At 65.5% G+C, this 25,705-nt stretch carries 21 protein-coding genes and 2 pseudogenes; 12 read left to right on the top strand and 11 right to left on the bottom strand.

What is annotated here, in order from left to right:
* The 6 genes and pseudogenes from Q319_RS28260 to Q319_RS0111635 form a co-directional block, all read left to right on the top strand.
* Positions 1-307 (top strand): annotated as a pseudogene (locus Q319_RS28260) (IS1 family transposase); the annotation flags it as partial.
* A complete protein-coding gene (locus Q319_RS0111655; RefSeq protein WP_156039302.1) occupies positions 304-801 on the top strand; it encodes a hypothetical protein in 498 nt (165 codons plus the stop codon). The pseudogene Q319_RS28260 and the gene Q319_RS0111655, both read left to right, overlap by 4 nt.
* Positions 798-1,667, top strand: a pseudogene (locus tag Q319_RS28665) (glycoside hydrolase family 43 protein). Before Q319_RS0111655 ends, Q319_RS28665 begins: the two are co-directional and overlap by 4 nt.
* Before the next feature lie 9 nt (positions 1,668-1,676).
* The gene (locus Q319_RS0111645; protein ID WP_029482676.1) at positions 1,677-2,672 is read left to right on the top strand and encodes a glycoside hydrolase family 5 protein; all 996 of its coding nucleotides are present in this window, start codon (positions 1,677-1,679) and stop codon (positions 2,670-2,672) included.
* Entirely contained in the window at positions 2,669-3,589 is a 921-nt protein-coding gene (locus Q319_RS0111640) for an ROK family protein (protein WP_051655328.1), read from the top strand. The genes Q319_RS0111645 and Q319_RS0111640 overlap by 4 nt, the downstream gene beginning before the upstream one ends.
* Positions 3,586-4,218 (top strand): SGNH/GDSL hydrolase family protein, encoded by a 633-nt coding sequence (locus Q319_RS0111635; RefSeq protein ID WP_029482674.1) that lies wholly within the window; start codon positions 3,586-3,588, stop codon positions 4,216-4,218. The genes Q319_RS0111640 and Q319_RS0111635 overlap by 4 nt, the downstream gene beginning before the upstream one ends.
* A gap of 94 nt (positions 4,219-4,312) precedes the next feature.
* Here the strand turns inward: Q319_RS0111635 and Q319_RS0111630 are convergent, their stop codons facing one another.
* The 5 genes from Q319_RS0111630 to Q319_RS0111610 form a co-directional block, all read right to left on the bottom strand.
* On the bottom strand, positions 4,313-7,732 hold the full coding sequence (locus Q319_RS0111630; RefSeq protein WP_029482673.1) for an efflux RND transporter permease subunit: 3,420 nt from the start codon (positions 7,730-7,732) through the stop codon (positions 4,313-4,315).
* Complete coding sequence (locus Q319_RS0111625) at positions 7,729-9,042, bottom strand: efflux RND transporter periplasmic adaptor subunit (RefSeq protein WP_156039301.1); 1,314 nt, start codon at positions 9,040-9,042, stop codon at positions 7,729-7,731. Before Q319_RS0111625 ends, Q319_RS0111630 begins: the two co-directional genes overlap by 4 nt.
* A 14-nt stretch (positions 9,043-9,056) precedes the next feature.
* Positions 9,057-10,118, bottom strand: coding sequence for a TolC family protein (locus Q319_RS0111620; protein WP_029482671.1), 1,062 nt, complete (start codon positions 10,116-10,118; stop codon positions 9,057-9,059).
* On the bottom strand, positions 10,115-11,677 hold the full coding sequence (locus tag Q319_RS0111615; protein WP_245619145.1) for a TolC family protein: 1,563 nt from the start codon (positions 11,675-11,677) through the stop codon (positions 10,115-10,117). The genes Q319_RS0111620 and Q319_RS0111615 overlap by 4 nt, the downstream gene beginning before the upstream one ends.
* Positions 11,678-11,855: 178 nt before the next feature.
* Positions 11,856-12,449 carry a TetR/AcrR family transcriptional regulator gene (locus Q319_RS0111610; protein WP_029482669.1) on the bottom strand — a complete coding sequence of 198 codons (594 nt, stop codon included), beginning with the start codon at positions 12,447-12,449 and terminating at the stop codon, positions 11,856-11,858.
* A gap of 137 nt (positions 12,450-12,586) precedes the next feature.
* On the opposite strand from Q319_RS0111610, the gene Q319_RS0111605 reads away from it, so the two are divergent.
* Positions 12,587-12,949 carry a PadR family transcriptional regulator gene (locus tag Q319_RS0111605; protein WP_029482668.1) on the top strand — a complete coding sequence of 121 codons (363 nt, stop codon included), beginning with the start codon at positions 12,587-12,589 and terminating at the stop codon, positions 12,947-12,949.
* Complete coding sequence (locus Q319_RS0111600; protein ID WP_029482667.1) at positions 12,946-14,064, top strand: permease prefix domain 1-containing protein; 1,119 nt, start codon at positions 12,946-12,948, stop codon at positions 14,062-14,064. Before Q319_RS0111605 ends, Q319_RS0111600 begins: the two co-directional genes overlap by 4 nt.
* Positions 14,065-14,080: 16 nt before the next feature.
* On the opposite strand, the gene Q319_RS0111595 is transcribed toward Q319_RS0111600, so the two are convergent.
* The 5 genes from Q319_RS0111595 to Q319_RS0111575 are packed head-to-tail and all read right to left on the bottom strand — an operon-like array spanning position 14,081 to position 19,603.
* On the bottom strand, positions 14,081-15,199 hold the full coding sequence (locus tag Q319_RS0111595; protein ID WP_029482666.1) for an NAD(P)/FAD-dependent oxidoreductase: 1,119 nt from the start codon (positions 15,197-15,199) through the stop codon (positions 14,081-14,083).
* Positions 15,196-16,011: an SDR family NAD(P)-dependent oxidoreductase gene (locus Q319_RS0111590; protein ID WP_029482665.1), complete on the bottom strand. Its 816-nt coding sequence runs from the start codon at positions 16,009-16,011 to the stop codon at positions 15,196-15,198. The genes Q319_RS0111595 and Q319_RS0111590 overlap by 4 nt, the downstream gene beginning before the upstream one ends.
* Positions 16,008-17,594, bottom strand: a complete 1,587-nt coding sequence (pxpB, locus tag Q319_RS0111585; RefSeq protein WP_051655326.1) for a 5-oxoprolinase subunit PxpB — start codon at positions 17,592-17,594, stop codon at positions 16,008-16,010. The genes Q319_RS0111590 and pxpB overlap by 4 nt, the downstream gene beginning before the upstream one ends.
* Positions 17,595-18,368, bottom strand: coding sequence for a LamB/YcsF family protein (locus tag Q319_RS0111580; protein WP_029482663.1), 774 nt, complete (start codon positions 18,366-18,368; stop codon positions 17,595-17,597). It lies immediately after the preceding gene.
* Positions 18,369-18,406: 38 nt separating this feature from the next.
* On the bottom strand, positions 18,407-19,603 hold the full coding sequence (locus Q319_RS0111575) for a trans-sulfuration enzyme family protein (RefSeq protein WP_029482662.1): 1,197 nt from the start codon (positions 19,601-19,603) through the stop codon (positions 18,407-18,409).
* A 77-nt stretch (positions 19,604-19,680) separates the two neighbouring features.
* Here Q319_RS0111575 and Q319_RS0111570 point away from each other — a divergent pair, with 77 nt between their 5' ends.
* From Q319_RS0111570 to Q319_RS0111555, 4 genes are all read left to right on the top strand, one after another.
* Entirely contained in the window at positions 19,681-20,379 is a 699-nt protein-coding gene (locus tag Q319_RS0111570) for a PucR family transcriptional regulator (RefSeq protein WP_029482661.1), read from the top strand.
* Positions 20,380-20,473: 94 nt separating this feature from the next.
* Positions 20,474-21,205, top strand: coding sequence for a DUF7873 family protein (locus Q319_RS0111565; RefSeq protein ID WP_029482660.1), 732 nt, complete (start codon positions 20,474-20,476; stop codon positions 21,203-21,205).
* A 616-nt stretch (positions 21,206-21,821) separates the two neighbouring features.
* Entirely contained in the window at positions 21,822-23,195 is a 1,374-nt protein-coding gene (locus Q319_RS0111560; RefSeq protein ID WP_051655325.1) for an aminotransferase class III-fold pyridoxal phosphate-dependent enzyme, read from the top strand.
* 180 nt (positions 23,196-23,375) lie between these two features.
* The gene (locus tag Q319_RS0111555; protein ID WP_029482658.1) at positions 23,376-24,884 is read left to right on the top strand and encodes a CoA-acylating methylmalonate-semialdehyde dehydrogenase; all 1,509 of its coding nucleotides are present in this window, start codon (positions 23,376-23,378) and stop codon (positions 24,882-24,884) included.
* Positions 24,885-25,029: 145 nt separating this feature from the next.
* Here Q319_RS0111555 and Q319_RS0111550 read toward each other — a convergent pair whose 3' ends face one another.
* Positions 25,030-25,650 (bottom strand): uracil-DNA glycosylase, encoded by a 621-nt coding sequence (locus tag Q319_RS0111550; RefSeq protein WP_034414806.1) that lies wholly within the window; start codon positions 25,648-25,650, stop codon positions 25,030-25,032.
* Positions 25,651-25,705: the final 55 nt, after the last annotated feature.

Genomic DNA, 25,705 nt, shown 5'->3' with positions numbered 1-25,705 from the left:
CACCCCCAACACCTCGGCAGTGGAACGGCACAACGGGACGGCCCGGCGCATGAATCCACACCAGGTCCGCAGAAGCCTCGCGTTCGCAAGGCTTCCCCACGTCTGTCAGACGGTGAGCGATCTGGTCAACGGGGTCTACAACTTCTGTCGGGTGAACCGGAGCCTGCGAATCAAGTTGAATGAACCGGTGGGGCGTCGTCAATATGCGCAACGGACGCCAGCAATGGCCATCGGGATCACGGACACGGTGTGGAGCGTGCTGCGCCTGCTCGGCACCGTGGTCCTGCCGAACCCATGTCGGTCATGATTCCAGCCTCCTACCCCAACAACTACTGGGAGACCAATTTCCAACCCATGCAACCAGGGCTGGTCACCGCGCGCTACCGCCTGCAACCCTACGCCGGACCGTTTGACGAGACCCGCGCCCAGCGTTTTGGTCTGGACACCGAACACGCCGCGCCGCTGACCCAGCATTTCGGGGAACCGGGCGTGACGCCGCCCCCCTTGCCCCTCAGCGGAACGCTGCTGCATCTGCCGGACGCGCCAGTTCTGACCACGCAATTCAAGGCGACAGACGGAGGTGTGCTGCTCTCGCTGCTGAATGCCAGCGACGAGACGCAAACGGCCCGCGTCGCCTTCGCTTTGTTGAAGATCGGGGGGGCGTGGCGCTGCGATCTGTTCGGCATCAAACAGGAAGAATTGGCCGTGTTTGACGGGACTGTCTCGCTGGAACTCCTGCCGCGCCGCGTCGTCACCCTGCACCTTGAACTCATCCCGTCCGCCCAGGAGAACCTGCCTTGAACCTGCCCACCAATCCCATCGTCCCCGGTTTCTACGCCGATCCAGAAGCCCGTTTCTACGAAGGGAAATACTGGATCTACGCCACCTGCTCGGCCACCGACTACACCCGGCAGCTCAACATCGACGCCTTCAGTTCTGCCGATCTGATCCACTGGGAAAAGCACGAGGGTGTCATTGCGATGGCCGATTTCCCCTGGATCTGGCGGGCAGTCTGGGCACCCACCATTATTGAAAAGGGTGGGCGCTACTTCCTGGTGTTCGCCAGCAACGATATTCAGAAGGATGACGAGGTGGGCGGTCTGGAAATCGCCGTCTCGGATTCGCCCGCCGGGCCGTTTCGTGGGGTCGTGGGCCAACCGATGATTGACCGCTTCATCGGCGGCGCATAGCCCATTGACGCCCACCTGTTCAAAGACTACGACGGCACGGTTTACCTGTACTACGGAGGCTGGAAGCACTGCAATCTGGCCGTGATGAACGACGAGATGACCGGAATCGTCCCCGGCAGCCTGCGCGGCATCACGCCGGAAGGCTACTTTGAAGCGCCCTGCATGATCAAAAGGAACGGGCAGTATTTCCTGATGTGGTCACGCGGCGACTGGATAGACGGCACATACAGCGTGGCTTACGGCATCAGCGACAACCCATACGGCCCGTTCGAGTCTCGCGGCGTCGTGCTGAGTAGCCAGCCCCCGCTGGCGGAAGGTCCCGGCCACCACGGCTACCTGCATCTGCCCGAAACGGACGAATGGCTGATCGTCTATCACCGCCGCGTGATCGGCAACACCGATCCAGGGGCGCGGGTGCTGTGCATCGACCGTCTGGAATTTGACGGCGAGACTATCAAATCCATCGTGATGACCTGAAGGAGATGCATGACCTATTACGGCTTCAATTTTCAGTGGATGTACCACTGGGAGGAGGGCGCACAACCCCAGGAACCCGACGCGCAGGCGCTGGATTTCATGGCCCAGTACGGCTTCAACTTCGTGCGGATTCCCACCAATTACCAGTTCTGGACGCGGGATTTTGATTACCTGCACCCCGACGAGGCGGTGTTTGAATACCTGGACCGTTACCTCGCCGCCTGCCAGTCACGCGGCATTCACCTCAGCCTGAATTTGCACCGCGCCCCCGGCTACTGCATCAACGGGCAGGAGCTGGAACGCGACAATCTGTGGACCGATGCGGTGGCGCAGGACGGTTTCGTGTTCCTGTGGGAAACCTTCGCGCGGCGCTATGGGTGCGTGAGTGCCGATGACCTCAGCTTCGATCTGGTCAACGAACCGCCCGACATCGGCACGCGGGGGCTGACGCGCGATATTCACGCGGCGTTGATCACGCGGACGGTGGAGGCCATTCGCGCGGTTGACCCGGCGCGGCCTATCGTGATTGATGGCCTCAGCGGCGGCAACATCGCCATGCCGGAGCTGGCGCATTTGGGCGTCATGCAAAGTGGGCGGGCGTATCAGCCGTATGCAGTCAGCCACTGGGGAGCGCCGTGGTGGAACGGCTGGAACACCCCCGGCGCGGCCCCCGAATACCCCGGCACCGTCTACGAGGGGCAGACCTGGAACCGCGACACCCTGCACGAGTTTTATCAGCCCTGGCGCGACGTTCAGACCGGGGGAACATCCGTTCACATTGGCGAATTCGGCTGTTACATCTACACGCCGCAGCATGTGGCCCTGCGCTGGTTCAGGGACCTGTTCAGCCTGTTCAAGGAGTACGGCTGGGGCTACGCGCTGTGGGAGTTCGAGGGCGTGTTCGGCATCGTGAACCACGGGCGGCCCGGCGTGGTCTACGAGGAAATCGGCGGGTATCAGGTAGACCGGGCGCTGCTGGACCTGATGCTGGAGAGCCGCACTTGACCCGGATAGAGAAGCCCTATGCACTGGCGCTGGATATCGGCGGCGGCCACGTCACCGCCGCACGGGTGGACCTGCACAAACGCACCGTGCTTCCCGGCGAAGTCCACCGCACCGTCGACCCGAACGCCAGCGCGGACGCCCTGCTGAATGCCTGGGCCGCCGCTGCGCTGGAGGCGCTGGCCGGGGACGGGCATGGGCCGCCTGCCCGTATCGGCATCGCCGTTCCCAGCCCCTTTGACCACGCGGCTGGCGTGTCATGGATGACCCATAAATTCGTCGCCCTGCACGGCGTCGATGTGCGCGGCGGCTTGCAGGACTGCTGGGTGGGAACGGTACTGGACGGGGTGCCGCTCACCTTCGGCAACGACGCGGACCTGTTCACGCTGGGCGAGTGGTGGGGCGGCGCGGCGCGGGGAACCGGGCGGGTCATCGGTGTCACGCTGGGAACGGGCCTCGGCTCCGGCTTCGTGGCGGGTGGGCTGGTGATCACGTCTGGCCCAGATGTACCCCCGGACGGAGAACTGTGGAACGTCCCGTATGGGGGTGGAATTGCTGAAGATTTCGCGTCCGGTCAGGCCGTGAGGCGGGCCTACCAATCTTCCCGTCATGAGGACTACAGCGCCAGCGCCGCCGGAATTGCTGCCCTGGCCGACGCTGGAGACATGCGGGCCAGGGCGGCCTACGCGGAACTCGGTACGCATCTGGGCGGCATCCTGGCCCCCTGGGTGGCCCAATTTCGGCCCGACGCCGTGGTGTTCGGCGGGAATGTGGCGCGGGCCTGGAAACATTTTCAACCCACTCTGGAGGCCGCCCTGCCCGGCGTCTCCTGCCAGTTGACGACGCATTTTGAAGCCTCGGCGCTGCTGGGCGCGGCGGCGCTGGGCAATGGAAAGCTGCATAGTGAGGAACGGACATGAACACGGAACTGAAAGCGGGCCAGAAGATCGTCTTTATCGGAGACAGCGTCACCGACGCGGGGCGCACGGGCGGCGGGGGCGAGTACGGCGACGGCTACGTATCGCGGGTGCGTGAATTGCTGATGGCCCGCCACCCCGAGCGGCACCTGAGAGTGGTCAACCGGGGCGTCGGCGGCGACACGGTGCGGCATCTGGCGCAGCGCTGGGAGCGGGACGCGCTGGCCGAGCAGCCCGACTGGCTCAGCGTCAAGATTGGCGTGAACGACGTGTGGCGCATGTTCAGCGATCAACCCGCTGAGGCCGTGCCAGCCGACGAGTATGCCGCCACCCTGCGCGAGTTACTGGGCCGCGCCGCTGATGCTGGCAGCCGCTTGGTGCTGGTCACGCCCTTTCTGATTGAGCCGGACCGGGCCGATTCCATGCGCGTGATGGTGGAACGGTACGCGGCCATCGTGGCGCAACTGGCGGGCGAGTTCGGTGCGCCGCTGGTCAATTTGCAACCCGCCTTCGACGCGGCCTGCGAGGTCACGTCGCCGCAGATGTGGGCGCATGACCGCGTGCATCCAACGCCCGTGGGCCACACCCTGATCGCACTGGAATGGCTGCGGACCGTGGGAATTTCGCTGTAGCCAGACGGAACCCGGATCAACTTTGCCAGCAAACGCAAAGCCCCCTCCGAAATCTGGAGGGGGCTTTTGCTGCTGCGTTCTCTTGCGCTGGCGGTCAGTCGCCGGGGACGGGGGTGCCGCCCATCTGCGCGGGGGCGTCGGGTTTCAGGCGGCGGCGCTCGAATTGCCAGAACACCGTGGGCACCACGTAGAAGGTCAGTAGCGTGCTGGTCACCACGCCGCCCAGAATCACGATGCCCAGGCCCCGGCGGAATTCCGCGCCGTCGCCCTGGCCCAGGATCAGCGGAATACTGATCACCAGCACGGTCAGGGTGGTCATGATGATCGGGCGGAAACGCAGCTCGGCGGCCTCGATCAGCGCCTCACGTAGCGGCAGGCTGCGGGCGCGTTCGGTGACGAATTCCAGGTACAGGATGGAATTCTTGGTGGACAGGCCCAGCAGGATCACCATCCCCAGCACCGTGATCACGTCCAGATTCACGCCGAACAGGCCCAGGGTCCACAGCGCGCCGACGATGGCGATGGGCACCGGCAGCAGCAGGTAGATGGGGTAGCGGAACGAGTTGAACTGACTGCCCAGCACCAGATACGTCAGCAGGATTGAGCTGATCATGATGATCGGCCCGAAGAACACCAGATCGCCGGTCAGGCCCGCGTTGCCGAAGGCGCTGGCGTTGCCCAGGGTCACGCTGTCTTCAAGGAGGCCCGCGTCATCTACGCGTTTTTCCAGTTCGGCCTGATAGGCGAAGGGATTGGGACCACCCTGCACGAGGTTGAGGTCCAGCGTGGCGGTGTACGCCTTGTTCAGGCGGCTCAGGGTGGCCGGGGCCTGCGCCACCTGGAAGGTGCCCAGCCCGCTGAGGGGCAGATTGGCGTTCAGGGCGGGCGAATAGACCGTCTGCGACAGCAGGCTCTGCTCGTCGCGGATGAGTGCGGGGTCCAGCCGCACCACGATGTCCACACTACGGTCACCGTCGCGCACGCTGCCCGCCACCGAGCCGTCGTTGTAGGTCCGCAGGGCCTGGGCCACGTCGCTGGCGCTCAGGCCGGTGCCGGACAGGCGGCTGGCATCGGGCACAAAGGTTCGTTCCTGAGTGGTGGCGCTCAGGCTGCTCTTGATGGTGCGCAGGTTGGGGTCTTTCTGCAACAGGCGCACCACCTCGCGGTTGCGCTCCAGCAGCAGCGCCTGATTGGGGGCTGTCAGCGCCAGCGTGATGTCGGCGCTGCCGCCGGGTCCGGTCTGCTGGGAGGCCACGGTCAGCTCCGCGCCGGGGCGGTTTGCCACCAGCGGGGCCAGCAAGGTGCGGTACTCGGCACTCAGGAGGTCCAGCCCCCTGCGCTCCTCCTTGGGAATCAGGGTCAGGGTCAGGCTGGACGCGTTGGCGCTGTTGCCGCCCACCAGACTGCCGCTGCCCACGCTGGTCTGCACCAGCCGGACTTCCTCCCGCGCCAGCAGTTTTTCCTCGATCTGGCGGGTCAGGGCGTTGGTGGTGGCCAGATCGGTGCCCACTGGCAGATTCAGGTCCACGTTCAGGATGCCGCTGTCGGTCTGCGGCACGAAGGCGAAGCCCAGCTTGGGCGCGATCAGCACGACGCTGCCCATGAAGGCCAGGGCCACCACCATCACTATCCAGGGCCGCTTGAGCGCGCCGCCCAGACTGCGGGCGTAGGCGCGGGCCACGCCCATCACGCCCCGGATGGTGACGCCGTGCAGGGTGCCAGTCAGTGCTTCCAGGAAGGCGTACAGCACGGTCACGACGTACCGGATCAGGGTCCAGATCACCGGGGCCAGCAGCACAGCCAGAACCAGCGTGACGGGCAGTGGAAGGGCGGTGCGGGACAGCGCCAGTGCGCCAGCCGCGCCGCCCAGCGCCAGACCCAGCAGGCCGGGCAGGGTCCTGACACCTGTCAGGGCCTGCCGGAACATCTGGGGGAGCTGGGCAACGATGCCGGGCAGTTGCGCCCAGGAAACGGGTTTGGACTCGGCGGTGTAGGCCATACGGACGGTCAGGAACAACAGGCTTTCCAGCCACGACAGCGTGATCGCCGCCGCGATGCCCAGCCCGAACTGACTGAAGAACTGCCCCAGAATGCCGGGGAAAAAGCTCAGCGGAATCAGGACCGCCAGCAGTGAGAACGACGCGGCGGTCACGGCGGAGAAGACCTCGCTGGCCCCCAGCAGCACGCTGCGGACCTGACCGTAGCCCATGTCGCGGTAGCGCTGCACGTTCTCGGCCACCACGATGGAATCGTCCACCACGATGCCAATCGCCACGATGATCGCCAGCAGCGAGATGATGTTGAAGGTGAAACCCAGCAGCCCGAACAGCAGGGGCGCGGCGCTGATCGAGATCGGAATCGCCAGGATCACGGAAAAAACGGTGTTCAGGCGGCCCAGGAACAGCAGGCAGATCAGGCCCACGGCGGCCACCGCGATCAGGAATTCCTTGAAGGTGTCCGAAACGGTGGCGCGCGTCTCGCGGGTGGTGTCGCTGGCCAGCTTGAGGCTGTACCCGCCCGGCAGGGCCTGGGTCTTCATGGCGGCCAGCACGTTGTCGGTCACGGCCACCGAGTTGGTTCCCGAAGCTTTGCGCACCGAGAGCAGCACGGCGGGCTGCCCGTTGACCCGCGCGAACGAGGTGGCGGCGGCGCTGCCGTCGCGCACGCTGGCCACGTCCGCCACGCGCAGCCCGGTGGCCGGATCGACGATGATGCGCCCCACGTCGGCGGCGCTGCGCGGGGTGTTGCGGGTGCTGAATCCGGTGGTGTTGCCGCCCTGCGTCAGCGTTCCGGCAGGCAGGTCCAGCGCTGAGCCGCCGATGGCCCCGGTGACGCGCGCGGGCGTCAGGTTGTAGCTTTGCAGGCGGGCGGGGTCCAGCAGTACCTGGATCTTGCGCTCCGGGCCGCCCGACAATCTCACGTCGGCCACGCCCTCGACGCGTTCCAGGCGCGGCACCAGGGTGTCCTCGGCGTAGGAGGTCACGTCGTCGGGTCTGGCGCTGCCGCCCAGCAGGGCCAGCGACAGGATCGGGGTGGCGTTGGGATCGAACTTCTGGACCACCGGGGCGTCCGCGCCGCCCGGCAGCGCCCCCCGGATGGCGGCCACCGCCTGCGACACGCTGTTGGCGGCAGAATCGATGTCGGTGCTGTCGGCAAAGGTGATCACCACCGCCGACTGGTTGCTGACGGAAGTGGTGTTGATGTCCACCACCCCGGCCAGGGTGCTGACCGCGTCCTCGATGCGGCGGCTGACCTCGCGGTCCACCTGATCGGGATTCGCGCCGCCGTAGGACGTGCTGACCGCCAGGATCGGCACCTCGAAGTTGGGCAGCAGTTCCACGCCCAGCCGGAACACCGAGACCAGCCCCAGCAGCGCCACAAGCACGAAGATGCCGATGGAAAAGACATAGTTGCGGACGCTGAAGCGCACGAAGGGGTTGATCACCGGCTCCGGCGTCCCGTCGGGCAGCGTGCCGCGTGGGGCGTTCAGGTCTTCAGATTCATGGGTACTCACGGCGCGCTTCCTTCCGGCTGGGCCGGGTCTGTCTGCCCCGTATCAGTCTGGGCCGAATCCGTCTGTTGCTTGCCCGTACCCACAGCAATCGCCGCGCCGTCCTGAATGCTGCCGGGCAGTGGGTTGATCACCGACTGGCCGGGGTCCACGCCCGAAACGGCCAGTTGGCCGCCGGACTCAGCGATCACCGTGACCACCCGGCGCTCGGCCTTGCCCTCCACCGCCACGTACACGGCGTTCTCGCCGCCGTCCACCTGTACGGCGCTGCTGGGAATCAGCACGCCGCTGCCCAGATCAGCGCGGTAGCGCACCTGGGCCGCCGCGCCCACTGGCAGTTTCTCGCCGCCCTGCACGCGGGCAGTGATGGGTACCAGCCGGTCCGCGCCCGCAATGCCGGGACTGCCCTGCACGGTCGCCACGTAATTGACGCCGCCGTAGCCCAGATTCAACCGGGTGCCGTCCGTGAGTGCGAAGGCGTCGCTGCTGGGAATGTTGAACTTGGCGCGGATGCTGCCAGGGTCCACCAGCCGGAAAACGGCGCTGCCCTGCGCGGCAAATTCGCCCACTTTGGCGCTGATGCTGGCCACCGTACCGGCGAAGGGTGCCCTGACATTGGTGCGGGCCAAATTTTCCTCGGCCTGCCTGACGCCCGCCTGCGCGGTCTCCAGGGCCACCTGTTGCAGGGGCACGCTGCCCTGTACGCTGCGCCCGTTCTGATCCAGGTTGTTTCTGGCCGAGGACAGCCCCGACTGCGCCTGCGCCAGCATGGCGCGCGCCGCCTGAAGGTCCGCCAGACTGATGCCGCCCAGCCCGTACAACGTCTCGGCGCTCTGTGCGTTCTGCCGCGCCTGGGCCAGCGTCGCTTCGGCGGACGCTACGGCAGAGGTCAGAGACGCCCCCGCGTTGGCGGTTGTGTTCTGGGTCTGCTGCAAGTTGATCTGGGCCTGCTGGACCTGTAACCGCGCATTTTCCAGCGCCTGCCGTTGCTGCGTGTCGTCGAGTTGCACCACCACCGCGCCCGCGCCCACCTGCTCACCCTCGTCGGCCAGCAGGCGCGTGACGGTGCCGCCGCTCTGGGTGGCCACCTGGGAATCCTTCTGCGCCGTGATAATGGCGCTGGAACTGCGCTGCACCCTCAGTGTGCCCTGATTGGCCGTGACCACCTGTACGTTCAGAACGGTGGTCTTGGCCGGGGCGGTGTTCAGATCGTTGCCCTCGGGCTTGGCGTCACCAGGCGGCGTGCAGCCCACCAGCAGGGCCGTCAGGGCCAGCAGGGGGAGCGAACGTTTGATGTTGCCGGTCCAGTTCATTTGACCAGTCCAGTTCATTTTGCCAGTCCGGTCACGTCCACGCCGGAGACCGCCCCCAGCGCTGCCAGCGCCCGCCACAGCCCGCCCTGCGCCTGCGTCACGGCGAAGTCGGACTGGGCGGCCTGGACCTCGGCCTGCTGCACTTCCACGGCGGCGGCGGTCCCGGCCTTCAGGCGGGCGCGGGCCTGGCTGAGGGTGGTCTGGGCGTTGGTGCGCTGCTGGCGGGCAATGTCCACGCCTTCCTGGGCATTCTGCACGGCGCGGTAGGCGTCGCGTACCCCGGTCCCGGCGGCCTTCACGGCGTCGTCCAGACCCCGCTGTGCGTTGGCCTGGGCGGTGCGGGCGTCTTCCAGCGTACGCGCGGGCGTGTAGTCGTTGTCCGCCAGCCTGACCTGCAAGGCCGCGAGGCTCAGGCCGTTGGCCGCCTGACTCAGCGACGGCAGGCGTTTGTCCAGTCCGGCCTGCAACGTGGCGAGGCTGGCGTCCAGCCTGGGCGGTGCGGGTGGATCAGTCAGCGTCAGCGCCGTCCCGGTGGGTAGCCCCAGCGAGCGGGCCAGTTGCGATTTCAGCACTGGAAGCTGCGCCTGTGCGTCTGCCAGTTCCTGGGTGTCGCTGTTCAGGCTGGTCTGGGCGCGGTTCACGTCCAGTTGCGTCGCCACTCTGGCGGCCAGCCGTGCCTGCGCGATTTGCAGGTTGCGTCTGTCCAGTGCCACCTGGGCGCTGTTCAGGTCGATGCGCCCACCCGCCTCGTAGGCGGCCAGATACTGCCCGATCACGGTCTGTGCGACATTCAGTTTGGTCCCCGCCAGCGTGACCCCCGCCGCCGCGTTGTCCTGCTCGGCCTGCGTCAGCGTGGTGATGATGCTGGTGGGGTCCGCCCGCACTGCCCGCAGGTTGGCCTGCGCCTTTTGCAGGTTGGCGCGGGCTGTTGTCACGTCCGGCCCACTGGCAATGGCGCGCGACACGGCGCTGGAAAGGGTCAGCTTCGCGGCGTCCTGCGCAGCGGCGTGGCCGGATGTGGTGGTCAGCCCGAGGGCCAGCAGGACGGTTAGGATGCGGGTGGTGGGGGTGGTCATGGTTGGCCTCCGGGGGCAGGAATTGGTTCGGGGGTGGTGGGCGTGGTTTGGACATTTGGCGGCGGCGTGGGCGGCGTGGGTGATGGCGGTGGAGGCGTCGGAGTGGGGGAGGGCGCAGCAGGCAGGGCTGGAATCTGGCCCAGCAACACTGGATCAAGCTCGCCCGTGGCCTGGAGCAGTTGCAGCGCAGCCAGTTCCACCGCCGCCGCCTGAGCGTCCACGGCATTCTGTGCCTGCGTTACACCCAATGCGGCCTGATCGGCGTCCAGCGCGGTGGCCAGTCCGGCATCCACGCGGGCGCGGGCGCTGGCAAACGCGGTCTGGGCGCGGGTCAGGGCGGTTCTCAGACTGACCAGCCCTCCCACCTCATCCTGATAGCCCGACAGGCGGGTGCGGACATCCAGGTCCACGCCCTGGCGCGCGGTACTCAGGCCCAGTTGCGCCTGCTGCACGCCCTGGGCGGCCTGCGCCAGTTCCCCGGCTGCCGCGCCGCCCAGCAGGGTGTAGGTGCCGCTCAGCGACAGCGCCACCCCGCTGGGAATGTCACCCGTGTCCTTCAGCGGAAGGCTGACCTGTACGCCCAGCATGCCGGTTCTGGAATTCAGGCTGCCGCTGACGGTGCGGCCCGCGTTGCCCTTGGCGTCGCTGAGCTGCCCGGCGCGTACGCCAGCGGTCAGGTCTGGCAGGCGGGCATTGCGCTGCGCGGCTGCCAGGGCGGCCTGCGCGTCGGCCAGCGAGACCTCGGCCCTGGCAATCTCGGGCCGGGCGCTCAGGGCGCGGGACAGCAGGGTGTTCAGATCGCCGGAGGGGGTCAGATTGGGGAGGCTGCCGAAACCGCTCAGATCGCCCGGCAGCGCCAGGGGCCGTCCCAGCACGCGGGTCAGTTGCGCCGCCGCCAGATTCACGCCGCGCGCGGCCTTCTCCCGCGCCGCCTGGGCCGATTCCAGCGCCGATTGCCGCTCCAGCACGGCCTCTGCCGTGATCAGGTTCTGGGCGCGTTGCTCGTCGGCCACCGCCCGCAGGCGAATGCTCAGGGCCAGTTGCGCGTCGGTCAGGGTCACTCCGGTCACGGCGCTGCGCGCACCGGCAAACGCCTGCACGGCCTGGATGGTCAGCGTGGCGCGGCTGTTGCGCAGGTCCACCGCCGCCGCCGCCAGCGCGCGTTCGGCGCTGCGGACCGCCTCGCGCGCCGGGGACCACGGCAGCACGTTCAGCGAGGCCCCGATGTTCAGCGTGGCGCTGCCCTGCCACTCGCCCGTGGCCCAGGGCACTTTCGTCAGATTGCTGTCGGCCCCCACATTCAGGCTCAGGCCCGCGCGGGTGCGGGCGCTGTCCAGGGCAAGCTGCGCGGCGCGGTAGGTCAGGTCCGCCGACTGCCAGCCCGGAGACCCGCGCAGCAGCGCCAGCACGTCGCTGAGCGTGAACGGCGTGGTCTGCACCTGAACCGGAGAGGCGGAGGTCTGTTGCAGCGGGGGCGGCGCGGTCTGTGCGTGGCCTGCGCTCAGCAGTCCCAGACTCAGAAACGTCGAGAGGAGCAGCGCGGGAAAACGTCGTGTCATGGAATGAACCTCGAAAAGAAGAGTGCGGGGAAGATCGGAACGGGCGGGTGAGGTTCGCTCATGCGGGGTTTCTAGAGTGGCCACTCACTTTCGGGAAAGATGCTACACCCTCACCCTCGCCTCGGGCCACCCTCCAAAGGTGGAGGCAGGCCAGACCAGAGGCCGACGCGCGGGGTCGTCATGGCGCAAGCCCCGGCCACAGCAGGTCCAGCAGGCCACGCACAAAACGTCCGGCGTCCATCGGCTCGCGCCCGGTCTGGAGCATCATCAGTTCCTGGTGGATATAGGTGGTCAGCGCGCCCATGATCGCCAGCGCCGTGACCTCGGCGTCCAGCGGGCGCATCCGGCCCAGGCTCAGCTCGGCGCGCAGGTACCCGGCGATGGTTTCGGCGTCCCGGCGCACCGGATTCCCCAGCCGCTCCAGAATGCGGTTGTGTTCCGGGTCATGCCCGCGTGAAAGCACGGTCATCAGGGTGGGAATGATGGCGGCAGCTTCCTTCAGGAATTCCATGAAGGCCCATTCCAGGTTGCGCCGGACCTCGCCGTGACCCAGCCGTTCCATCAACTCCGCACGCCACTGCGCGTTGTCGTGCAGGCCTACTGCCGCTTCAAACAGGTCTTCCTTGCTGGCGTAGCGTTTGAACAGCGTGCCCTCCGAGATTCCGGCGCGGCGGGCAATCTCGGCGGTGGTGGCGGCAAAACCCTGTTCCAGAAAAACTTCACGGGCTGCCTCCACGATCTGCTCGTCGGTAATGGTGCGGGGACGGGCCATAAGTGAGGTTCTACTGCATTAACTCCGGGGCGCACCGTGAAAGGGATTACGCAAGGGCGCAGGGCTTGACATTCCAGATGAATTGGCACATTGTATAGGAACGCGATATAGGAATCCAACATAAGGGAGGCCCAAGTATGTCCACCGCACCACCCACCCCGCCCGACGCCAATCTGCTGCGCGGTCACCTCGATCTGATCCTGCTGAGCATCATCCAGGGGCCACCCAAATATGGCCTGGAGATCAGCAAGCTGGCCCAGACCGCCACCGACGGCTACTTTGACCTGAAGGTGGGCAGTCTGTACCCGGCGCTGCACCGCCTAGAGAAGGCGGGCTTTGTCCGCAGTGAATTTACCAGCGGCCCACGCAGCGGCAATCAGGTCAAGGCGTACACCCTGACCGAGAGCGGCGGACGTGAGCTATCCGTCCGCCGCGCCGAATTCCAGACCTTCACGCAGCAACTGGGCAAGCTGTGGACCCTGACCGGAGGCATGACATGAAACAGACGGAACAGTACGTCAGGCAGGCCACGCGCGGGCTGTGGGGCAAGGCGCGGCGTGAGTTGAAGACGGAGCTGGAAGGCCACATTGCCGAGCGCTGCCAGGAATTCCGGCTGGCGGGCTTGAATGCAGAGGAAGCCGAACGCCAGACCCTGCGTGAACTGGGCGCACCCGCGCAGGTTAGCGGCGGAATGCTGGACGTGCATGCCTTTCCCGCGCTGGGCAAGGCGGGCGTGCTGAGTGCGCTGCTGGCCACCGCCGTCTTCTCCGCACTGCCGCAGGGGCTGGCGCAGGTGCAGAGCATTTACGGAAGTTTCCCAAACACGGGGCCAGCCAGCTACCTGGATTTCGAGCAATTGAAAGCTGCCATTGAGAAGGCAGGTGGTCAGGTCAACGGGTCAGCCAGCAACGCCAGCATTGCCCTCCCCGGCGCGGTGGGGGGCATGAACGGCCTGAGCGAGTCGGACTGGCCGGGTGTCTCGGTGACCCAGAACGGTAAGACCTACTATCAGACCGACGCGCTCCTCTATAGCCTGCTGAGCAGCAAACTGGACGTGCGAATCAGCGGCTGGGCCAACCCGGTCGTGAATGCTGACGGCGCGAAAATTGCCATTGAAACCAGCGACTGGCAGACCATCAACTGGCTCTATGCCAGTACCCTCAAAATGTCCTTTTCAATGCCCAGGGATGATCTCATCAACACCCCTTACGCCCTGATCGAACCACAGAGTTTAACAGGACGACTCAATTTCAAGGGTGCATTTCAGAAGGCTGCGGTTTACGCGCTGGTCATCCCCAAACTGGTGAACTGGACGGGAATGGACGCGAAGGGCAAGTCTGTGGGCGGCTTTCTCAATCTGCTGAATACCACTGCCCAGGCTCAGGCGGGAAGTGTTCAATTTCATGTGCCCCCGGACTTCAAAGACTACAAACTGTATTCCAACCCCAGCGAGTTTCAGAAGGCCCTTGAGCCGTACCAGCAATTGGTGACCGCCCCTGTGGCCCAGTGGAACGCCCAGCACCCCGCCCCTGTCCTCCTGCTCAAGCTCAGCGGACACTTCGGGCCGGATGCCTACACCGTTGTTTCGCCCGCGTCGGTGAAAAAGCAACCCTGAACGGGTCAGTTCATCCTCACACCTGCAAATCCAGCCGCCTGATCTCTGATCCGGCAAAACGCTCGATCCCCAGCGGCGAGACATCTATAAAGGGTGTCTCGCCTGCCGCGATCTGCGCCATCACGCGGCCCGTGGCGGCGGCCTGCATCACGCCATGCCCAGAAAAACCGCAGGCGTTGAGCCAGCCGTCCACGTCCGGCATCCGGCCCACCACCGGAAAGCCGTCTGGCGTGAGTTCGTAGTAGCCCCACCAACTGGCTTTGCGGTCCAGCGAGGCCGTTTCCAGCCACGGCCAGCGCTCCAGCGCCAGCGTCAGTGTGGGTTCCAGCCAGTCCCAGTTCAGGCCCTCCTTCCAGCCCGTGTCGCTGGGGTCCGCCCGTCCGAAGATCAGGCGTTCGCCCTCCGAGCGCAGGTAGACGCCGCTGGTCAGATCAAAGGTCATCGGCACGGGGCGGGGCAAATCCAGCGGGCCGGTGCAAAAGACCATGCGGCGGGCGGGCTGAACAGGAATCTCCAGTCCAGCCAGTCGCCCCACCTCGCCAGACCATGCCCCGGCAGCGTTCAGGAGTTGCGGGGCCTCGTAGGAACCACCGGGCGTTTCTACCTGCCAGACCTCACCTTTTTTCTCAATTCCCGTGACGGGCGTGTCCAGCACCACCCGCGCCCCGGCCTCGCGCGCCAGCCGCACGTATTCGTGGTTGAGGCTGTGGGCGTCCACCTTGCCGTCTGTGGGGCAGAAGCTGCATCCGCCCAGGCCAGCGGTGTCAAAAGTGGCGTATTGCTGGGCCTCGTCGGGGGTCAGGGCCTCAGAGGGAATGCCCAGACTCTTTTGCAGGGCCACCGCCTCCCGGTGTTCGGCCCAGCCCGCCTCCGGGATCAGCATCAGGTAGCCCTCGGCGCGGTAACCCGACTGCGGCATGGCGGCGTATTCGGCGATGCTTTCGCGCGACAGCAGGATGTTGGTTTCGTTGTGAAACTGCGCCCGCACGCCCGCCACGCTGCGCCCTGTGGAGCCGCTGGCGGGACGGTCCTTGTCCAGCATCACAACTTTCAGACCACGCTGGGCCAGCCGGTACGCACTCGCCGCGCCGATAATTCCAGCACCGATCACGATGATGTCTGCCGTCTGGTTCACTTCAGATCAGCTTCAACGACGGGGAATCCCTCTACCGGATAGGTGTCCACGTTTGCCGAGCGCTGCTGCACCAGCACGCCGCCGTCCACGCTGATGAACTGCCCGGTGATGTACGAGGCGTCGTCGGAGGCCAGGAACAGCGCCGCCCCGGTCATGTCCTCGGCCACGCCGTAGCGTCCCAGTGGCACAGTCTTTTCACGCTCGCGCAATTCGGATTCGGTCAGGCCGTAGGTGTTGATGAAGCCCGGCACCACGCCGCAGACGCGAATGCCGTAGGGCGCAAGGTCAAGGGCCATAGAGCGGGTCATGGCCTCAATGCCGCCTTTGGTGGCGTCGTAGGCCACGTTGCCCCGGTGGGCGCGGGTTCCACCGCCGGAGGAGGTGGTCAGGATCACGCCCTTGCGCCGCCGCGCCATGATGCCCGCTGCGCGGTGAGAGCAGAGAAACACGCTCTTGAGATTGACCTTCTGAATGCGGTCCCACCACGCCTCGTCCGCCTCCAGAAAGTGACGGGTGGTGTCAATCAGGGCGGCGTTGTTGTACAGCACGTCCACGTACCCCAGTTCAGCTTCCACCTTGCCAAACATGGCGTCCACCTGCGCGGCGTCGGATACGTCGGCGTGAATAGCCAGAGCAGAGCCGCCCGCCGCCGTGATCTCGTCCACCACCGATTGCACCATGTCCGGCTTGATGTCGTTGACGGCGACATTTGCGCCCTCGGAGGCAAAGCGCAGGGCCACCGCCCGCCCGATGCCGCCGCCCGCACCTGTGATGAGAATGGTTTTGCCAGTAAAACGTTGGGGATGGGTCATATTTTTTCTCCTATGGGTACTGCTGTGGCGGGGGGTTGGGCGTCCAGAAACCAGCGCTGCGCCCAGACTTCAGGTGTGCCCGTAGTATCTGGTTTTAAAGATACGAGTTGACCGGGACGCAACTGCGCTGCCAGCGGTAAATCCTGCGGGTGGACAATGGCGGGCTTGTGGTAGCCGCCAATGCGCCCCCGGTCTGCCAGCAGGATGATCGGCTCCCCGGCAGGCGTGACCTGTACGGCACCGGGCGGGGTGGCCTCACTGGTGACCTGACCGCCCGGCACCTGTGGCCCGCCCAGGCGCAGGCCCATGCGGTCCGATCCAGCCACGCGGAAGGGGGCGCGGCCCAGCGCGTTCAATGCTTCCAGCGAGGCTTGCGGGCCGGGCAGCAGACGAAGGGTGATGTGTTCAGGCAGGCTGAGCGGCAGGTTGGCGAAACCGGGGCGGGCATCTTGCGATTCCGCCAGTCCCAGCACATCTCCCGCCCTGAGCGGTCTTCCCACCCGGCCAATCAGGTCAGTGCTGCAACTGCCCAGAAACGGCGCACCTTCAAAGCCGCCCGCTACGGCCAGATACGCTCGTGCGCCCAACTGGTTGGAGGAAAAGCGTAGCGTTTCACCCTTCCGCAGTCGGAAACTCCGCTGCATCGGCTGGCCTTCGGGGCGCATCCCGAATCCGGCCACGCCCACCACGAGGTCACGCAGAGCGGTCAGCACGGGGCCTTTGAGGGTCAGTTCTAGCAACGGCGCGTCCGGCGCGTTGCCCACCAGACCGTTGGCAAAGTGGGCCGAGCGGGTGTCCAGCGGTCCACTGCGGGCCAGCCCGACCTGCGCCTGTCTCAGACGCCCACCGTCCATCAGCAGGTCCAGCAGGCCGGGTTTCTCTACACGCAGAGCAGGCCAGCGCGGTTCGGCAGGCCACGTCCCGCGCACGTTGGGCAGGGGCGGCGTTTCGCCTTCCGAGGGGTGAAATCGCACCCGGTCTCCCGGCGCAATCAGGAAAGGTTCAACACGATTCGGGTCATAAATTGTGTCCAGCGCTGTTCCCAGCAGGTTCCAACCCCCCGGCGACGGCAGCGGGTACACGCAGGTCTGGGCATTGGCGATGGCGACGGCATTAGACGGGACGTTGGCGCGTGGGGTAGAGCGGCGCGGCAGCCTTAGAACTTCGGGAACTTCACCCAGGAAGGGGAAGCCGGGGGTGAAACCCACCGCGTAGACGTGGTAGTCGGAACCCGAATGCAGGCGGACCACTTCCGCTTCGCTCAGGCCGGTGCGTTCCGCGACATCGGGCAAGTCGGGGCCGTCATAGCGGACGGGGAGTTCAATCAGGCGACCCGCAGCTTCCGCCTTATCATCGAAACTTCGCAGATGCCGCGTCACCCATTCGCGCACCACTGCGCCCGTAACCCTCGCCCCGTCGTACTCCACGAACAGGTTGACGTAACCGGGGCCGAGATCGGTGACGCCCGGCAGCCAGTCCGCCCTCAGCGCCCGGTGGAAGGCGTGCAGGCGGGCGTTCTGGCGCAAATCCAACTCCTGCGAGAACTGGATGTAAAAGCCGGTGGCGTGGGCGGGTCGCTGCATTCAGGGCAGCCCAGCGAAGGAGCGTACGGCCACGCCCGCTTTCTCCAGAGCCTCACGCACCGCCTGAGCGATTTGAACAGCATTGGGGTTGTCGCCGTGGATGCACAAGCTGTCTACTTCAAACTCAAAAAAACCCCCGTCTATCGCCTCAACGCGGCCCTGCGTGACCATCATCACCGCGCGGCGAGCGGCCTCGGCGGGGTCATGGATGCTGGAGCCGGGCATGGAGCGCGGGGCCAGCCGTCCATCCTGTAAATAGGCGCGTTCGGGAAAGGTTTCCAGCACCACCGGAACGCCCAGCCGGCGGGCCTCTGTTTCCAGCAGTGTGGCGGGCAGGACCATCAGTGGCAAATCCGGGTCAAAATCGCGGGTGGCCTGAGCAATCGCCGCCGCCGTCGGCGCGTGCGTCCAGGCGCGGGTAGAGAGTGCGCCGTGGGCCTTGACGTGTTGCAATGGTATTCCGGCAGCCTTGGCCATCCCCGCCAGCGCCGAGATCTGGTACAACGTGTCGGCATAGACCTGATCGGGGGCGGCCTCCATGATGCGCCGCCCGAAGCCCGGCAGATCGGGATAGCTGGGATGTGCGCCGATGCCCAGGCCGTGCTTCTGGGCAAGTGCCACCGTTTCCTGCATGGTCAGCGGATCGCCTGCGTGAAAGCCACAGGCGACGTTCACGCTGCTGAGCAGGGGAAACAGGTTGGCGTCGTCGCCCAGCGTCCAGGCCCCGTAGGACTCGCCCGCGTCGGCGTTCAGGTCAATGGAGGTGCGGGTCATGCGGTCAGGCTAGCGGAAAAGTTCAGGGGGTGGCGCTTTTACGCCAATTCCCCCACGCGCACCTTCTCCAGCGCGGCCAGCACGTCCTTGACCAGATCGTCCGGGTCTTCGATACCCACGCTCATGCGGATCAGGCCCGGCGTGACGCCCTGGCGCAGCAGGGTTTCCTCGCCCAGCAGCGCATGGGTGGTGCTGGCGGGGTGGCAGGTCAGGCTCTCCACGTCGCCCAGGCTGACGGCCTGCGTGAACAGCTTCAGGCTGTTCAGAAACGTCATGGCGGTTTGCATGTTGCCCAGATCAATGCTGACCAGTCCGCCGAAAGCACGCATCTGTCGCGCGGCAACCTCGTGGCTGGGGTGGTCTTTGAGACCGGGGTAATACAGCGCCTCAATCGCCGGGTGGCCCTGCAAGGCGTCCGCTAGTGCCGACGCTCCGGCACAGTGGGCCTCCATCCGCAGGGGCAGGGTCTTCATGCCGCGCAGGAACAGGTAGCCCTCGAATGGCCCCAGCGACGCGCCGATGTGTCTTAAACCGACTCCACGCAACTCGGCCAGCAGGTCTGCCGGACCCGCCACTACACCGCCGATGGCGTCGCCATGCCCGCCCAGGTACTTGGTGGCGCTGTGCATCACCAGATCAAAGCCGTGTTCAATGGGCCGCGTCAGGTACGGCGTGCTGAAGGTGCTGTCGGCCACCGTCAGTGCCCCCACGGTTTTCGCAGCCCGTGCCACCCGCGCCAGATCCAGGATGCCCAGACGCGGGTTGGTAGGCGTTTCCAGCCAGACCATCCGGGTCTTGGGGGTCAATTTGCTTTCCAGATCGGCCTCGTCGTGCGCCTCGTGGACGGTCACGCCGAATTTGCCCGCCACTTCCAGCAAGAAGCCTTCCGTACCGCCGTAAAGGGGAGCCAGAAAGACGACTTCATCCCCTGGCTTGAGCAGTGTCATGGCGATGGCCGACACTGCTCCCATCCCGCTGGCGAAGGCCACGGCGTCCTGCGCCCCCTCCAGATCGGCCAGTTTTTCCTCAAAAGCGCGGACGGTAGGGTTGGTCACGCGCGAGTAGAAGTAGCCGCTTTCCTCGCCCGCGAACAGGCGCTGACCGCGCTCGGCACTGCCGTAGGCGAAGGTGCTGGTGGCGTAGATCGGCGTGGCGTGCGCGCCCGTGGCCGGGTCAATCCCCTGCCCCGCGTGAACGGCGCGCGTGCGAAAGCCGCGTGAATCTGAGTTGGACATACTGTCATCTTAGGCCAAGTCACCTAACGGGCGTTCGTTAGGGATGGACGGATGCGGACTGCGGCTAAGCTGTGCCCATGCTGCCCACCCTGGCCGAGTTGCTGACCCTCCCGGCTTTCGCGGGTGCAGAGGTCAGGAGCGGTCACGCCCGACAGGGGCAACCGATCACCTGGGTCCACGTCTCCGAGATCAGTGACGCGGCCCGCTTTCTCAGCGGCGGGGAACTGCTGCTCAGCACGGGGACACCGCTGATCGGGGAGGATGCTGCGGTTTACATCCGCTCGCTGGCCGCTGGCGGGGCGCACGGGCTGGCATTGGAGTTGGTGCGCGAGGTGCGTGAACTCCCACTGGCAGTGCTGGAGGCGGCCCATGAGACCGACTTTCCGCTGATCGTCTTCCGGCAGGAGGTCAACTTTGCGGAACTGACCCGCGCCGCCCATGCCCGGATTCTCAGGCCGCCCGCCGCCACTTCCCCGCCCTCGCTGGCCCCATTGACCGACGCCCTGAACGAGACGGGCCGCGCCGCCGATTTTGTGGCCTCGCATCTGGGCGCAATTCTGGCACTGCCACCGCGCCCGCGCCTGACCCTGATGGATACGCTGAGCGCGCTGCTGGCGTGCAATTTCAACGTGGCCGAATCCGCCCGTAGTCTGGGTGTGCGCCGTCAGACGGTGTATTACCGACTGGAACAGTTGCGGGCCATGCTGGGCGATCTGGACGATCCCCGGCGGCAACTGGGGCTGCTGCTGGCGCTGGAGCTGCGCAGCGTTCAGTAGTCCATTTGTGCGGCAGGAGTAGGCCAGTTTGCCAGTGGTTGCGGCGACACAGCCCCTTTACACTTCATAGCAGAAGTCATTGAGGAGAACCACCATGCCCAAACTCAACCAGATCATCGCTGTCGAAAAATCCGTCAAGAGCCGTTCGTTTCAGGAATTGACCGAGGCCCATCACGACCTGCAAAAGTCCGCGCTGCTGGCCGGAATCTCGCGCACCTACCGGCCCAAGGACGAGGAGGGCGAGGCGTTGCCGCCCGAATCGACCCGCGTGCAGGTCAAGGCCGAAGATATCGTGAAGCGCACCGCCCAGATCATGGCCAATCTGTTCGATGTGACCGCCACCAAGGACTGGGCCAACTGCGAGGCCAAGGCCGATGTGGTGGTGGGAGAGCGCGTGCTGCTGCGGGGCGCTCCGGTGAGCTACCTGCTGTTTCTGGAAAAGCAGCTCGTCGATCTGTATACCTTTGTCCGCAAGCTACCCGTGCTGGACGCCTCCGAGAGCTGGCAGTTCGATCCGTCCGCCGACGCCTATGCCACCGAACCCGTGCAGACGGTCCGCACCAAGAAGATTCCGCGCAACCACGTCAAGGCCGAGGCCACCGACAAACACCCCGCGCAGGTGGAGGTGTACTACGAGGACGTGTCGGTGGGCTACTGGCGCACGCTGAAGTTTTCCGGCGCACTGCCCGCCGCCCGCGTCAACGAGTTGCTGGACCGGGTGCAGAAGCTCCAGCAGGCCGTGAAATTTGCCCGTGAGGAAGCCAACGCGCTGGAAGTCATCGGTCAGAAAGTGGGCGAAAAGGTCTTCGCTTATCTGCTGGAGTAACCGCACAACGCTACCGATTGCCCCGCCGCCGTGCGGGGTTTTTTGTGGCCTGCCCAGCCCCAGTGATGTAGGCCAACTGGCCGATGGCGTTCTGCGGCGCGGTGCGCTTACACTGTCAGACGGAGTACCAAGCTGAACTTCAGCTTCAGACTTAGAGAGGGCAGTTCCACACTAAAGGAACGCCGCCGTTCAGTACAGGTTCGAGTCCTGTTCCCGCCACCACGGCGGGGTAGCCCAACGGCAGAGGCGCGGCACCCTCGAAACACAAACTCAGATTCTCGCTCCAGCCTGAGTATTCGCCGCCGAACGTCCAATCAAACGCTCTCAGTCGATAAAAACCAGGGTCAGAAGTTCGATTCTTCTTCGCTCCTCCAGTACGGGGCGGTAGCTCAGCAGGCAGAGCATGGTTTATTCAAAATGAACTGAGGACTTAAACGTGTGGACGTGCCCAATGGGCGGCACCTCTGGAACCCGGAGTCGGGACAAGACTTCGGGTTCATTCTGTTGTGTCTGGACACTGTGATTTTTGGACACCCTGTCTCTTGAGTCGGGTACGGCGAAAGGAGGACAATAGCCCCAGCATCCCGCTCCACAACTCTTGCCCGGAGGTTCGTCCATGACCAGCACCGAAGAGCGCCCATCCGTCTCTGAATCCGTCGCCTCGGCCCACGACATCGCGCAGCAGAACCGCGAGTACACCATGTTCTCGTGGTCTGTTCAGGGCGGGCCGCTGCCGCCCGTGATGACCGGGGGCAAGGGCAGTCACTTTTTTGACGGCGACGGCAATTCCTGGCTCGATTTTTCCAGCCAACTGATCAACCTGAACATCGGCCACCAGCACCCACGGATGTTGGAGGCCATCAAGAAACAGGTGGATACCATGTGCTTCGCCGGGCCGTCGTTTGCCACCGAGCCGCGCGGCAAGCTGGGGCAGAAACTGGCCGAGGTCACCGGGCTGGCCAAGACCTTCTTCACGCTGGGCGGCAGCGAGGCCAACGAGAACGCGATCAAGATCGCCCGGCTGGTCACGGGCCGCGACAAGATCATCACCCGTTACCGCAGTTACCACGGCGCGACGATGGGCAGCATGACTGCCTCCGGTGATCCGCGCCGCTGGCCAGTAGAGCCGGGCGTACCGGGCGTGGTGCGCGCCTTTGATCCTTACTGCTACCGCTGTCCCTTCGGCAAGACGCCGGATTCGTGTGGCCGCGAATGCGTGTCGCACATTGACGAAATCATTCAGATGGAAGGGCCGGATAGTATCGCCGCGATTCTGGTGGAGGGCATCACGGGCAGCAACGGCCTCCTCGTTCCGCCCGACGACTACTACCTCAAACTCCGCGCGCTGTGTGACAAGTACGGCATTCTGCTGATTACTGACGAGGTGATGAGCGGCTTCGGGCGCACCGGCAAATGGCTGGCGACGCAGCACTACGGCATCAAGCCCGACATCGTGACCTGCGCCAAGGGCCTGACGAGCGGCTACATGCCGCTGGGTGCGTGCATCGTCAGTCAGCCGATTGCCGATTATTTCGATACGCACATGCTGTGGGGCGGCCTGACCTACAGCGGCCACCCGGTCTGCTGCGCCGCCGCCGTGGAAAATCTGGCGATTTACGAGGACGAGGGCCTATTTGAAAACGCGTTGGAACTGGGCGCGTACCTGGGGCAACGGCTGGAGGCCATGAAGGCCCGCTACGCCTGCGTGGGCGACGTGCGTTACAAGGGCCTGTTCAGCGTGCTGGAGCTGGTCAAGGACAAGGCGACGAAGGAACCGCTGGCCCCGTTCGGCGGCACCTCGCCGGAGATGGGCCAACTGGCCGCGCACCTGCGGAGCAAGCACGTCTACGCCTACAGCCGCTTCAACTTCCTGTGGGTCTGCCCACCGCTGGTCATTACGAAAGAGGAGTTGGACGCCGGGCTAGACGTGTACGAGGAGGCACTGGCTCTGGTGGATGGGGCGATTTTGGGCGGGGTGGCGGCGGATTGAATCAAGTTCGCTCCGCTCACCACCCCCTCCCCAGCCCTCCCCCATAAAGAGGGAGGGAGTCAAAAGATCAAATTCTTTTAGCTCCTCTCCCCTTGTGGGGGAGGCTGGGAGGGGGGAAACGCAAGCGTCACACCAACGCTGCATATGGTCAAAGCCCCCTTTCCCACGCGAGGTACACCCATGACCGCCACAACCGAAAAAACCACAACCCTCACCCACTGGATTAACAATGCCCCCGCCGAAGGCAAATCGGGCCGCACCTCCCCCGTCTACAACCCAGCCACCGGGCAGGTTCAGGCGCAGCTTCCCCTCGCCAGCGCCGCCGAGATTGACGCCGTTGTGCAGGTTGCCACCGCCGCCGCTCTGAAGTGGCGTACCAGTTCCCTCAGCGTGCGCTCCAGCGTGATGTTCAGGTTCCGTGAGCTGCTCTCGGCGCGGCGCGATGACCTCGCCCGCATCATCACCCGCGAACACGGCAAGGTCCACAGCGACGCGTTGGGCGAGATTGCGCGGGGGCTGGAGAACGTGGAATACGCCTGCGGCATTCCCACCCTGCTGCGCGGCGGCTATTCCGAACAGGTCAGCACGGGCGTGGACGTGTACAGCATTCAGCAGCCGCTGGGCGTGGTGGCGGGCATTACACCGTTTAACTTCCCGGCGATGGTGCCGCTGTGGATGCTGGGGAACGCGCTGGCCTGCGGCAATGCCTTTATCCTTAAACCCAGTGAGAAAGACCCCTCCAGCGCCAATTTCATGGCCGAGCTGCTGAAGGAGGCGGGCCTGCCTGACGGCGTACTGAGCGTCGTCCACGGCGACAAGGAGGCGGTAGACGCCATTCTGGAACACCCCGGCATTGCCGCCGTGAGTTTCGTGGGCAGCACGCCAATTGCCAAATACATTTACGAGAAGGGAACCGCCGCTGGCAAACGCGTGCAGGCGCTGGGCGGCGCAAAGAACCACATGCTGGTGCTGCCCGACGCCGACATCGGCATGGCCGCCGACGCCGCCGTGTCTGCCGCCTACGGCTCGGCGGGCGAGCGCTGCATGGCGATCAGCGTGGTGGTGGCGGTGGGCGACTCGGGCGATAAGCTGATTGACGCCATTCAGGAACGCCTTCCCGCCCTCAAGATCGGCCCCGGCGACGTGGAAGGCAACGAGATGGGGCCGCTGATTACCCGCGAACACCGGGACCGGGTGGCCGGATACATCGGCTCTGCACAGGAACAGGGCGCAAAAGTCGTGGTAGACGGGCGCGAGATGCAGTTCGATGGGGATGGCTTCTTCCTGGGCGTCTCGCTGCTGGACGACGTGAAACCCGGCATGGACGCCTACGACGATGAAATCTTCGGCCCGGTGCTGTGCGTGGTGCGGGCGGACAGCTATGCGGAAGGCTTGAAACTCATCAACGACAACGAGTACGGCAACGGCACCGCCATCTTCACCCGCGACGGCGGCGCGGCCCGTCAATTCCAGTTTGATGTGGAAGTGGGGATGGTGGGCGTGAACGTTCCCGTCCCTGTCCCCGTCGCGTATTACAGCTTCGGCGGTTGGAAGGCCAGCCTGTTCGGGGATACCCATATGTACGGCCCGGAAGGCATCAAATTCTTCACCCGCAGCAAGGTGATCACCTCGCGCTGGCCTGATCCGGCGGGAAGCAAGGTGGATCTGGGGTTCCCGCAGACGCGGTAAAGACCCCTCATCCCCAACCCCTCCCCCCTACGGAGAGGGGAGTTTTGTTGGTGGGTGCGGAGAGGGCGGGAAGGCTGAATCCACCGTCTTCTGACCCTCTACCACGGGGAGAGGGTGCTGCGAAGCAGCGGGTGAGGGGTTTCCTTCAAACACCACTCTTCGCCAATAGCCGCGCTTCTACCAACGCCGCCAGCGCCCGCACCGGGGCCTGCGGATCGGTGGCGAAGTAGCGGGGGCTGGGGTGCGGACAATTCACGGTGGGCAGAGGGCGGGGCAGTTGCGGCGACACGAACCGCCAGCCGCCCTGCGCCTTGCCGCCCACCAAGACCACCACCCGAAGCGCGGGCAGCAGCGTCAGCAATTCCAGCGTGGCGGGCGTCGCGGCTTTTACCTGCGCCGCTGTCGGCGTCACCACCCCTCCCGCGCTGAGTTGCCACGGCAGGATGTTCCACAGCAGGCAGCGCCCACGGCCAATTCCGGCCAGCTTCAGCAGGCAGCTCAGGTTCTCGGCGGTGCGGTCCGGGTTGTCGGGGGAGGCGAACCCGGTGTGGGCCACCTTCGGTCCCGGCGATTCCAGCAGCAGCAGGATTTCGGTATGGATACCGCCACTTTCCGGGTCAAAGTCAGGGAGGTCCAGCCGCTGACCGAGCATCTCGCTCTCCCGCAGGCGTTTTGCCAGGGCTGTCAGTGGCGCGATATGGGGTTCGCTCAATCTGGCGTGGCGGGCGGCGAGAACGCTCGGATCGGCCAGGGATTGCGTCTGCACCGGCCAAGTTTAGCTTTGGCGCGGTGCATCGGCACTCCACATCCCTTCAGCCTGA

The sequence above is a fragment of the Deinococcus marmoris DSM 12784 genome, from assembly GCF_000701405.1.
Classification (GTDB): domain Bacteria; phylum Deinococcota; class Deinococci; order Deinococcales; family Deinococcaceae; genus Deinococcus; species Deinococcus marmoris.
The sequence above is the reverse complement of the archived record's forward strand: the minus strand, read 5'-3'. Positions and strand labels throughout refer to the sequence as shown.